Annotated in this window: 11 protein-coding genes; 4 read left to right on the top strand and 7 right to left on the bottom strand. The window is 59.8% G+C overall.

Annotation, left to right across the window (positions count from 1 at the left end):
* Nucleotides 1–146: 146 nt before the first annotated feature.
* From WNZ15_RS24610 to WNZ15_RS24585, 6 genes are read right to left on the bottom strand one after another with little or no spacing between them, the layout of a single operon-like run.
* Nucleotides 147–896: an alpha/beta hydrolase gene (locus tag WNZ15_RS24610; RefSeq protein WP_342895688.1), complete on the bottom strand. Its 750-nt coding sequence runs from the start codon at nt 894–896 to the stop codon at nt 147–149.
* The gene (locus WNZ15_RS24605) at nt 889–1,893 is read right to left on the bottom strand and encodes an oligopeptide/dipeptide ABC transporter ATP-binding protein (RefSeq protein WP_342895687.1); all 1,005 of its coding nucleotides are present in this window, start codon (nt 1,891–1,893) and stop codon (nt 889–891) included. The genes WNZ15_RS24610 and WNZ15_RS24605 overlap by 8 nt, the downstream gene beginning before the upstream one ends.
* The gene (locus tag WNZ15_RS24600; protein WP_342895686.1) at nt 1,890–2,924 is read right to left on the bottom strand and encodes an ABC transporter ATP-binding protein; all 1,035 of its coding nucleotides are present in this window, start codon (nt 2,922–2,924) and stop codon (nt 1,890–1,892) included. The genes WNZ15_RS24605 and WNZ15_RS24600 overlap by 4 nt, the downstream gene beginning before the upstream one ends.
* Before the next feature lies 1 nt (nt 2,925).
* Entirely contained in the window at nt 2,926–3,843 is a 918-nt protein-coding gene (locus tag WNZ15_RS24595; protein WP_342895685.1) for an ABC transporter permease, read from the bottom strand.
* Between the two features lie 6 nt (nt 3,844–3,849).
* Nucleotides 3,850–4,791 carry an ABC transporter permease gene (locus WNZ15_RS24590; RefSeq protein WP_342895684.1) on the bottom strand — a complete coding sequence of 314 codons (942 nt, stop codon included), beginning with the start codon at nt 4,789–4,791 and terminating at the stop codon, nt 3,850–3,852.
* A gap of 54 nt (nt 4,792–4,845) precedes the next feature.
* Nucleotides 4,846–6,420: an ABC transporter substrate-binding protein gene (locus WNZ15_RS24585; protein WP_342895683.1), complete on the bottom strand. Its 1,575-nt coding sequence runs from the start codon at nt 6,418–6,420 to the stop codon at nt 4,846–4,848.
* A gap of 225 nt (nt 6,421–6,645) precedes the next feature.
* Here WNZ15_RS24585 and WNZ15_RS24580 point away from each other — a divergent pair, with 225 nt between their 5' ends.
* A complete protein-coding gene (locus WNZ15_RS24580; protein ID WP_342895682.1) occupies nt 6,646–7,674 on the top strand; it encodes a LacI family DNA-binding transcriptional regulator in 1,029 nt (342 codons plus the stop codon).
* Between the two features lie 222 nt (nt 7,675–7,896).
* Nucleotides 7,897–8,616, top strand: coding sequence for a GntR family transcriptional regulator (locus tag WNZ15_RS24575; RefSeq protein ID WP_342895681.1), 720 nt, complete (start codon nt 7,897–7,899; stop codon nt 8,614–8,616).
* 21 nt (nt 8,617–8,637) lie between these two features.
* Here WNZ15_RS24575 and WNZ15_RS24570 read toward each other — a convergent pair whose 3' ends face one another.
* A complete protein-coding gene (locus WNZ15_RS24570) occupies nt 8,638–9,057 on the bottom strand; it encodes a nuclear transport factor 2 family protein (protein ID WP_342895680.1) in 420 nt (139 codons plus the stop codon).
* A gap of 239 nt (nt 9,058–9,296) precedes the next feature.
* Between WNZ15_RS24570 and WNZ15_RS24565 the strand changes: the two genes are divergently transcribed.
* Entirely contained in the window at nt 9,297–10,484 is a 1,188-nt protein-coding gene (locus WNZ15_RS24565) for an ABC transporter substrate-binding protein (protein ID WP_342895679.1), read from the top strand.
* Nucleotides 10,485–10,579: 95 nt separating this feature from the next.
* Entirely contained in the window at nt 10,580–11,449 is an 870-nt protein-coding gene (locus WNZ15_RS24560) for a branched-chain amino acid ABC transporter permease (protein WP_342895694.1), read from the top strand.
* Nucleotides 11,450–11,453 lie beyond the last annotated feature (4 nt).

Below are 11,453 nucleotides of genomic sequence, written 5' to 3'. Positions count from 1 at the left end.
AGGGCTGTCTCACGTTCAAATGCCGAGGTGCAACAAAGCGAACGGAAAAACGGGGACCTGAAAGTCCAGCGAAAGACTTTGCAGGTTATCAAGCAGATGCGGACTGGCGTCGTTGAGGCATGTGATGGACGATCGAGAGGGGCCGGTCACGACTGTGCCTCTTGCACCAGTCTCAATTGCGCATCGTCGTTGTTTTCGATTGCGTCAAGCCGGGCTGTCAGCTTCTCGGCGACCAGATCCGGATATTCTATCGGCGGGCAATGGCCGCAATCAGGGATGATATGAAGTTGGGAGTTTGGCACAAGAGCGTGCATCTCTCTGGAATGGCGGACGGATATGATCTGGTCCTCTTCGCCGGCCAGAATTGTCAAGGGACAGGCACAGTCTGCGAGCGAAGACCTGCTGTCAGGACGTGCCATGATTGCTCTGGTCTGAATTGCGAGCGCTTCGTACCCAAGCGTTTCAGAAGCCTGGACCATGGCTTCCAGCCTTTCCCGGTCATATTTTTCAGGATCGAAAAGACAGTTTTTCAGATTTACGGTCTGATAGTCTCTCAGTCCCTGGCGCCGTGCTCGATCCAGTGCTTCCCGGCGCCTGATGCGCGAGTCCGGGGTTTCCGGCGCGGCGGTCGTTGCAATCAATGTGAGACTGATCAGCCGTTCGGGCCACCTGCGCAAGATTTCGAACGCAATATAGCCGCCCATGGACCAGCCGGTCAGATGAAACCTGTCCGGCGACTGCCGTGCCACCGTCTCCGCCATTTCGGCTATGGAAGGCGAAAACTGATGCCCTCTGGGGACGATCAGGGGAAAATGCAAGCCAAGCCGCTCCATGAGCGGCAACCAGGAACTGGCATCGGACTGAAGACCGGGGACGAGAACGAGCGGTTCAGTCACTGTTGCTTCCTTCCAGTCGGGCCGGCACCAGATGGCAGGCGGCCGAGTGTTCGATCGAGGCGGTTTGCTTCAGAGCCGGAATGACGGAAGCACATTCGGAAACGGCTTTCGGACATCTGGTCCTGAAATGACAGCCGGCCGGCGGATTGAGAGGACTTGGCAACTCTCCCTTGACCTCAGGACGTCGCGTCCTGGCCTCCGGCCGCGGGTGCGGCAGGGCCTCGAGGAGCATTTTGGTGTAGGGATGTTGCGGAGATTCAAAAAGCTCCCTTGAAGGCCCAACCTCCACGATCCGCCCGAGATACATGACGGCGACACGATCCGAGACGTGGGAAACGACGGAAAGGTCGTGCGACACGAAGATCATCGACAGGCCCATACGGTCCTTGATGTCGAAGAGCAGGTTCAGGATTTGCGCCTGAATGGAGACATCCAGCGCCGACACCGGTTCATCTGCAACGATCACGTCCGGACTGCTGACAATTGCCCGGGCAATGCCCACTCTCTGGCACTGGCCGCCGGAGAGTTCATGCGGAAACCGGTCCAGGTGATGGAGGCTCAATCCAACCTGCAGTGCCAGCTCGTCAACCAGGTCATCGGCATCAACTCCGGCCTGCGGCAGGAAGTTGCCAAGGGGCTCTGCAATCGACGCGCGGACCGTCATGCGCGGGTTGAGCGAGGCGAGGGGATCCTGAAAGATCATCTGGATGCGCTTGCGCTCTTTCCGCAATTTCCGGCGGGACAACCTGTTCAGACAATGGCCTTCAAAGACAACGTCACCGCTGCTAGGCTGATCGAGTGCGACAAGCAACCGGGCAAGCGTGGACTTGCCGCAGCCGCTTTCTCCGACCAGACCGAGTGTTTCGCCCCTGCGCAATTCAAGATCAATTCCGTCCAGAGCCCTGACCGTGTTTCGGGGTTTGCCCAACAGGGTACGGCCGACCGGAAACGACCGGCTTACCTGTCTGACTTCAATGAGTGGTGTTGCCGTGTTCATGCCCAGGCCTCGACGATCGGGTGGCTTTTCATGGCAGCGGAAACCTGGTCGTGATTTCTGCACCGGGTGAAATGGTTGCTTGCCACTTCGAGAGCCTCGGGCGGCGCCGCACGACAGTCCGGAGAAGCGAAGGCGCATCTGTCGTGGAAGGCACAGCCAGGCATACGATCGGTCAGCCGGGGAACGCTTCCGGGAATTTCCGTGAGCCGTTCATGTGCCTGTGAACCTTCCGAGGGCATGGATTTCAGCAACCCGGCGGTATACCCGTGTGTCGGGTTGCGGAAAATCTCGTGAACCGGGGCTTCCTCGACGATGCGTCCGGCATACATGACCGACACGCTGTCAGCGGCTGCCGCGACCACACCGAGATCATGGGTGATCAACACGACACTCATCCCGAGTTCGTCCCTCAGGTCCGAAATCAGATTGAGGATCTGCGCCTGAACGGTGACATCGAGTGCCGTGGTCGGTTCATCCGCGATCAGGAGTTCCGGATTGCAGGCAAGAGCCATGGCGATCATCACTCTCTGACGCATGCCACCTGAAAGTTCATGCGGATAGGCATTGAGACGACTGCGGGGAGCCGGAATACGCACCAGATCCATAAGGTCGAGCGCGCGTGCCCGCGCTTCGTTGCGGGACATCTTGAAGTGTTGCCGCAGACCTTCGCCAATCTGATATCCGACCGTATGGACCGGGGTCAGCGAGGTCATGGGGTCCTGAAAGATCATGCCTATGCGGCGGCCCCTTATGGACCTCAGGAGAGACGGGCGCGCCGAACGCAGATCCGTATCCCCGAGGTGGATCGCGTCTGCTTCGATCGATGCTGATTTCAGGGGCAAGAGACCCAGGATGGCCATCATGGTCACGCTCTTGCCGCAACCACTCTCACCCACCAGCGCCCGGATCTCGCCTCTGCCGACCGATAGCGAGACCCCGTCCAGTGCCTGCAGTTTTCCCTCACCTTTGCCAAATGAGACCGAGAGGTTTCTGACATTCAGAACCGGATCGGATTGCAAGGGATCGCCCATGTCACAGCCTCCTTGTCGATTTGCGTGGATCAAGAACATCCGACAGGCGGTCCCCCAGGACGTTGGTCACGAGAACCAGAAGGGACAGGAGGACCCCCGGATAGGCCATCAGACTGGGATAGAACTGAAAATACTTGCGCGCATCGGCCATCATGCCGCCCCAGCTGGGAACATCCGGTGGCGTACCGACACCCAGAAAGGACAGGATGGCCGCCGCAATGATCGCCGATGCGGCCGCATAGGTCGCCTGGACGATCACCGGGGCAACCGTGTTCGGCAGCACATGACGGAAGACAAGAGGCAGCCCTCCGGTGCCGACGGAAATCGCCGCGTCCACATAGGGTTGCTCGCGAATGGACAGGACGACAGACCTCACAAGACGCACCATTCGCGGAATTTCCGGAATCGAAATCGCGATGATGACGGTCGTCAGGCCCGGCTGAAGAAGGGCAGCCAGCGCGATTGCCAGAAGGACGGCGGGAATGGCCATCATCGCATCGACGATACGCATGACGATGGTGCCGCCGATCTTGGTCAGGCCGGCCAGAACGCCAAGGGTCACGCCCGGTATCACCGCAATGACGGCAACCGAGAAACCGATGATGAGCGATATTCTCGTTCCGAAAACGGCGCGGGAAAAGACATCCCGACCGAGATGGTCCCGGCCCCACCAGGCATCGGGCGAAGGCGGTTTCAACCGCAGGGCCGGGTTTATGGCCATCGGGTCACCGGCAATCAGCGGCGCAAAAGCCGCGACCAGAACGAACCCGCCGAGAACCGTCAGGCATACAATCGTCCATGGTTCTTTCATGGCGACAAGAAGCGCTTCGAGGATCGGTCGCCTGACCACTCTGCCGGCGGCACGGCTTGTGTCTTCCTGAAGGGACGTTCCACCTGGAACGAAGGGCTGGTCAGTCATCAACGGTCAGCCTTTCACACGGGGGTCGATCAGTGCGTAGCTCAGATCGACCAGCAGGTTGATCAGGATCAGCGACGCGGAAAAGAACAGGATCACTCCCTGAATGACCGGGTAGTCGCGCTGCGTGATTGCATCAACGGTCAGCCGTCCAATTCCCGGAATATTGAAGACACTTTCTGTGACGACGACGCCGCCGATCAGAGTGGCGAAGCCGATGCCCACCACGGTCACCACCGGAACGCCAACGGATTTCAGGGCGTGTAGAAACAGGATGCGCGGTGCAGACAAGCCCTTGGCGCGCGCTGTGCGAATATAGTTTTCACCAAGCGCGTCCAGCACGGAGGCGCGCGTTACCCTTGCGATGAGTGCGGAGAAAACAAGTGCCAGCGAAACTGCGGGCAAGGTCACGGAATGAAGCGTTGTCAGCAGGCCGTTTGACAAGGGTTTGTACCCCTGCACCGGGAAAATGCGCCATTCAACGGCAAACAGGTAGACAAGCATGTAGGCGATGACAAAAACCGGAACGGAAAATCCGATCACCGCGAATGCCATGCAAAGTCGGTCGACAATGCTGTTGGCCTTCCATGCCGCGACGGCGCCGAGCGGTATGGAGATCAGCACGGTCAGCACGAGCGTGGTCAGGCTCAAGACAAGCGTCGGCTCCACCCGTTGTGCAATCAGCCAGGTGACGGGTTTGCCGGAATAGATCGAGGCGCCGAGATCAAGCCTCAGGGCGTCGGAGAACCAGATCGAGAACTGTTGCCAGAGAGGCAGGTCGAGATTCAGCCGGGCACGGATCTCGTTCACCTGCGAAGGCGTGGCATTGTCACCTGCCAGCAGGACGGCAGGATCGCCAGGTGTCAGATGAATCAGTGAGTAGATGAAGATCGAGACCAGCAGCAGTGTCGGGATGCCTGCGATCAGTCTGGTGGCACAATAACGAAGCATGTTTCTCCCCCAGCGCTCCGGTGGTGCTGCCGCCTGAACGGCGGCAGCTCTGTCTCAGTTGACCCGGTGCACGTTCCAGAAGAAAGGCACAGGCCCGTCGATGTAACCTTTCAGATCGGACGCAATGCCGATGGAAGGGAAGGCCTGTCCGACCGGCACGTAACTCACGAGATCATGGGTGACCTCCTGCATGCGCGCCGCCAGCTTCCGGCGCTCTTCGTCCGTGGGTGCGTTTGCAAATTCCTGACGAAGCTTCTGCAGTTCTTCAGAGCAGGCCCAGCCGAACCAGGCGTCACCGCAATCACCCGAGACATAGACGTTTGTCATCGGGTTTGACTGATCGACAAAGCCCCAGCCTGTGAAGAACAGGTTCCAGCCACCGTCGGCGACAGGTTCCTTGGACGCCCGGCGTGTTGCAACGGTCGCCCAGTCCGCGGGTTGCACCTCGACATTGAACCCTGCTTCTTCGAGCATCGGTTTCAGCACGGAATAGTAGATGTCGTGGGTCGAGATATCGGTGACATGCATCAGAAGAACCGGCGTGCCGTCATAGCCGGCCTCTTCGAGCAACGCCTTTGCCTTGTCCGGGTCACGTTGCAGCACTCCATCCGTGTTGATGTCGCTTGCATAAGGCGTGTCACAGAAGAAGACGGCAGCGCATTCCAGGTAGCGGTCCGTCGCATCACCATAGGCAGCCTGCAGGAACGGCGTCTGCTCGATGGCCCATTGCAGCGCCTGACGCACCTTCGGGTTGTCGAATGGCGGGTTCAGGTGATTGACCACCAGCTGCATGGAGTTGCCGGATTGACGGGCAGCGATTGTCTTTGCGGTTTCCACACCGTCAAAGAACATGAGCATGTCCGCCGGCACTTCCTCGATCCAGTCGATCTCGCCGGCGATCAGAGCATTGATGGCTGTCGCGGTATCGGGAATGTACTGGAGTTCGACACGGTCGAAATGGGCGACCTTGCCTCCTGCTGCCATGCTGGCAGGTTCGTCACGCGGAACGTAGTCTTCAAATTTTTCAAGAACCACGATGGAACCGGGCACCCATTCATCCGGCAACAAGCGGTAAGGACCCGAGCCCATCGGCACTTCGATGGGCTCCGACGCCGGTTTGGCCGCCATTTCGGCAGGCATGATAACCGGAACGTTGGAGGAAATCTTGCCAAGCGCGTCCAGAACGAGACCCCACGGCTCGTTCAGGGTCAGAACGAGGGTGCTGTCGTCCGTGGCTTCGATGGTCTCCATCTTGCCGAAAAGAATACGGCCAAGGCCGTCGACGCTTCCCCAACGCTTGATCGAGGCAACCGCATCCTGCGCGGTCACGTCACTGCCGTCGTGAAACTTGAGGCCGTCGCGCAGAGTGATCGTGTAGGTCAGGCCATCATCCGACACGGACGCGCCTTCGGCCATTTGCGGCTGAACCGTGTAGTTCTCATCGAGCGCGAACAGCGTGTCGTACATCAGATACGCTGCATTGCGGATCGTGAAATTCGTGGTGGCTATGGGATCGAGCGTGTTTACGTCTCCATTGAGCCGGAGCCGCAGAACTTCTTCCGATGACGCTTGTGTCGCTACCGACAGCAGCAATGCAGCTGCAAGCGCGCGAACTGTATGACGCAACATTGTGAGTGTCCTCCCTGGATCGTGTCCAAATCGTTTCGTGTGAGGATTACCGCCAATTCTGGCGATTTTTCTCCACCCAAAAATGCCTTACACGAAACGATACGCACAATAACCCCATGAAATCGGTTCTTTCAACCCCATGTTTTTGTGCGCTCTTGAATTTTTTCAATTTTTACGAAATTGTAGCGCACGAAACGTTTCGTGAATCTGGAGAGCAAGCGCCTCATGGCGACAATACGCGATGTAGCCCGACTGGCGAATGTATCCCCGACGACCGTATCGGCGACCCTGAGCGGAAAGGCGCCTGTCAGCGAAGAGTTGAAGAAACGGGTCTGGGAAGCGGTCGAAAAGGCGAGCTACCGGCCAGACCCGCTTGCACAGAACCTGCGCCGCGGCTCCACCATGACCATCGGGTTCATTGCGCCCGATATTGCCACGCCCTGGGCCTCACATCTCGCAAAGGCCGTGCAGAAATCCCTGGCCGAGCGGGGTTACAACATGCTTCTGGCCTCCAGCGAGGATGACCCGGAGCGTGAATTGCGCGATATCGCGCTCATGCTTGACCACCGCGTTGCCGGATTGATCGTTGCCCCGACCAGTCTTGGAGACGGCTATGCGGAGAATCTGGCAAAAGCCGTCACGTGTCCTGCCGTCCTGGTCGACCGCGTCGTGGCGCCGGAGAAATTCGACATCGTTGCCGACGACAATGAACTCGGCGGCACGCTGGTGGCCGATTATTTGCTGCGTCTCGGCCACAGGGACATTGCATTTCTGGTTGGTCGGCCCGGTATTTCCGCATCTTTCGAGAGGTTTGAAGCCGTAAAGGCCGCGCTGGAGAAGGCGGGGGCAGGGCTTTCGGAAAACCTCGTCAGACACGCGATCTTCACCGTGGAAGGGGCCTACACCGCGGTCCAGGAGCTCATGGCTCAGCCACACAGACCAACGGCGCTTATCTGCATTTCAAATCCGCAGATACAAGGCGCCATGGCCGGGCTCACCAACATGGGACTGAGGGTGCCGGACGACGTGTCGGTGATCGGATTTGACGGCTTCAATCCACCGGAGGGCTGGTCTCCGGTCATAACCTGCCTGGTTCAGGATACTCAGACATTGAGTGAACTTTCAGTCGATAAATTGCTTGGACGTATTGCCAAGGATGACGCGGACAGCCCCGGGATCACAAGGGTAAGACCGCGTTTGCGCGTTGGTACCTCGTGCCGCAGCATCAGTGGGCCGGACCGACAGGCGTCTTGAGGGCATTGCGAGTTTGCTGGCACCAAAGCGGCAGGGTCGCCGGGCTTGTAGACCTGAGTCTTGGCGCCCTCAGACCAGCCATGTCGGCTGGGGCCGGAACAGATGGTATTTTCTTCTCCCGGAAATGCTGTTGTCGATCAGAGTGCTGGTCTATGCTTGCTGCCTGGCCTGAAACACTCCCCGTGCTTTTGGTGCCAGGTTGACGCCTGAAGGCACGCTTTAATGAGTCCGTATCCCAGACCCGCACCCTCCATGAACCGATCCGAACAAATTTGCGCAGCCTTGCGTACTGCCATTCTCGAACGCGCCCTGCTGCCGGGCATGAAACTGCCCGAGGACGCATTGGGTGAACGTTTCGGCGCGAGCCGGACGATCGTGCGGCAGGCGCTTGAACGCCTTGACGCCGAAGGGCTGGTGGAACTCAGGCGGAACCGCGGAGCGGTCGTCGCGACGCCGAGCCTGGAAGAGGCCCGGGATCTCTTCGACCTGAGAGGCCAGATCGAGGACCTGGTGATCAGCCGCCTGATCAGGAATTTCTCGAAGCACCATCTCGAGCGCCTCAATGCCCATCTGCAGAAGGAAATCGATGCCGAGACAGGCCCCGAACCGGTGTCCATCCGACTGGCAACGGAATTTCACATCCTGCTCGCACAGTTGACGGAGAGCCCGGTGCTGATCCGCTATGTCGAGGAAATCGGGTATCGCTGCGGCCTGACACTCGCCCTTTATTCTCGGCCCCATTCCACCGATTGCGGCATCCAGGAACACCGGGAGGTCATCGAGGCGTTGTCGACGGGCGACGAGGCGCGCGCCCGCGACCTGATGAGACACCATCTCGGCGCTGTTGCCGACCGCGCCCTGATCAAGCCGGAGACCGAAGGCGCGCCGCTTTACCTGGATGCGCTGGAACCCTACGTCCGCGCCGCCCGCGAGGATGGCTGACCGCAGCCGGATCCTGCCGCGTCAGGCCTCGATGCCCATCCGGGTCAGGATCCGCTCGGCGCTGTCGTTCCAGACATCCATCCTGGCGATCTTGCCGTCTGCCACTTCGAAGCGGTCGATATAGCGGTTGCCCTCGAAGGGCGAGCCGTCCGGCCATTCGCCGTAAAGCGTACCGACCGAATAGACCACGGTGCGTCCGCCGGCCGTGGCAACATCGAACGTGTCCATCTTCTTCTTCACCCACTTGTAACGGCCCGCATTGAAGGCCGTCGGACCGGATGGGTGGTCGAAGACCCGCCCGCCGGTGAAGGTGATGACGACGGTGTCGGCAACGAAGGTTGCCGCCAGATCCGGATCCGGTTTCATCGACGCGTCCAGATAAGCCCGCACGATCCGGGCTTCCTCCGGCATTTCCAGGGACGGCTGCTCTTCGGTGCTCATGGGAGTGTCTCGCTGATTGATTGACCTGAGCACAAGGATAATGAGGGCGGGGCATCTTTGCATGCAAATTTTGTATGCAAAAATTGCATGCAATTTAGGCGACGCTGCGTCTGATGAACCCGGCGTGGCCCGCTTTTGTTGGTTAAGTCGTTGAAAAATATGAGAACTGCGATTCTGGCATCACTATTGCTGAGACAGGGCGTTCGGACGTGAGGTTCGGACGACCAGAGGAGTCAGTTATGAAGTCAGCACAGTTTCTTCCGAAGGTGACCCGCCGCGTCCTGATGTCCGGTGTTGTCGGTCTCGCCGTCGCGACCAGCCTGCCCGCCTTCGCCGCCGAAACGATCAAGATCGGCCTTGTTGCCGCCCTGAGCGGACAATCCGCGAAATCGGGCCAGGCGATCACGCGCGGCCTCACCATCGCCATCGACGAGATCAACGAACAGGGAGGCGTGCTCGGCAAGCCGCTCGAACTGGTCAGCCGTGACGACGAGAGCAACCCGGGCAAGGGCCTGGTCGCGGCGCGCGAACTGGTTCAGCGCGAAGGCGTTGCCGCGTTGATCGGCGGGCTGGACACGCCGGTGTCGTTTGCCATCGTTCCCTTCGCCAACCAGGCCAAAGTGCCTTTCGTCGGCCCCTGGGCGGCCGGAACGGGCATCACCAAGAACGGCGCGGAGGAAAATTACATCTTCCGGGTCTCGGCGGTCGATGAGTATGTCGACGAGGCCATTACGGAATATCTGGTTAGCAAATACGGCTCCAAGAAGCCGGGCATGATCCTGATCAACAATCCGTGGGGCGAATCCAACGAAAAGGGCCTGACCAAGGCGCTTGAGAAGCGCGGCATGGACCATGCCGGCATCGAGAAGTTCGAGAGCAACGACGTCGATGTCGTGCCCCAGCTCACAAGGCTCAAGGAGAACGGCGCCGACGGCCTGTTCGTGGTGGCAAATGTCGCGCCCACGGCCCAGGTGGTGAAATCCCTCGACCGGATGGGCTGGGATGTGCCGATGGCCTCGCATTGGGGACCGGCTGGCGGCCGCTTCACCGAACTGGCCGGCAAGAGCGGCGAGAAGCTTCATTTCATCCAGACCTATCTCTTCACCGAAGGCGATGCCAAGGGCGTGGCGATGTTCGCCAAGCTTCAGGAGACCTTCCCGGAGATCGAAACCATGGCTGACGTGACGCCGGCCACCGGGATCGCCAATGCCTATGACTCGATGCTGCTGCTCGCGGCCGCCATCGAGAAGGCCGGTTCCACGGACGGTCCCGCGATCCGCCAGGCGATGTATGAGATCGAGAACATCGAGGGCCTGATCAAGACCTATGCCAACCCGTTCTCGCCGGAAGATCAGGACGCCATCGCGCCGGAAGACTACGTCTTCGCGCATTTCGTCGAGGGCGAGATCATCCCGATCGAGGACTGACATCAATTCGATCACCGCCTCCCGCACTCCGTGTGCGGGAGGCTCTGTTTCCGGGCCTGACGGGGCCGCAAAAGACTTGGATACGTGCCATGACATTGATGATCGCAGCCCTGGTGACCGGTATCGGCCTCGGCAGCATGTATGGCCTGATCGCACTCGGCTTCCAGATCACCTATTCCGTTTCGTCCACCGTGAATTTCGCGCAAGGAAGCGTGGTGATGCTGGGCGCCGTTCTGGGCTACGTGTTTTCCGAAAGGCTCGGTCTGGCCTGGTGGCTGGCCTATCCCCTGGCGATCCTGTGCTGCGGTCTCTTCGGCATGCTGGTGGAGGCCCTTCTGGTGCGGCCTTTCGCATCGCGCGGATCGGAGGCCTGGCTGATGGCAACCGTCGCCGGCGGCATCTTTCTGGACAATGCGGTCCTGTTTTCCTTCGGCAACGAGCCGCGGTCCCTGTCGTCGCCGCTCGTCGAGACCACCTGGCAATTTGCCGGTACGGGCCTCTATCCCCAGCAACTGCTCATTCCCGTGGCCGCCGTCGGCGTCGCACTGGCCTTGCATGTCCTCTTCCGCAAGACCCTGCAGGGACGCGCGCTCCTGGCCGTCGTCCAGAACACGCAGGCCGCGCGGCTGATGGGCATCAACTGTTCGCTGATGATTTCCGGCTCCTTCGCGATTTCCGCAATGCTGGCCGGATGCGCGGGCCTGTTGATCGCACCGCTGTTTTCTGTCCATTCCGACATGGGAACCCTCTTCGGACTGAAGGCTTTCGCGGTTGCCATCCTGGGCGGCATGACATCGGCCTCCGGCGTCATTCTGGCCGGTTTTCTCTATGGTCTCACCGAAGCCCTGGTCACCGCCTATCTGGGCTCCTCGTCGACCCATATCGTTGTCTTCGCCCTTGTGATCCTGGCGCTGACGATGAAACCGGATGGCCTGTTCGGCCGGCCGGCTGTCAAGAAAGTCTGAGGAA

It is taken from the genome of Roseibium sp. AS2, assembly GCF_038900065.1.
Taxonomy (GTDB): Bacteria; Pseudomonadota; Alphaproteobacteria; order Rhizobiales; family Stappiaceae; genus Roseibium.
The sequence above is the reverse complement of the archived record's forward strand: the minus strand, read 5'-3'. Positions and strand labels throughout refer to the sequence as shown.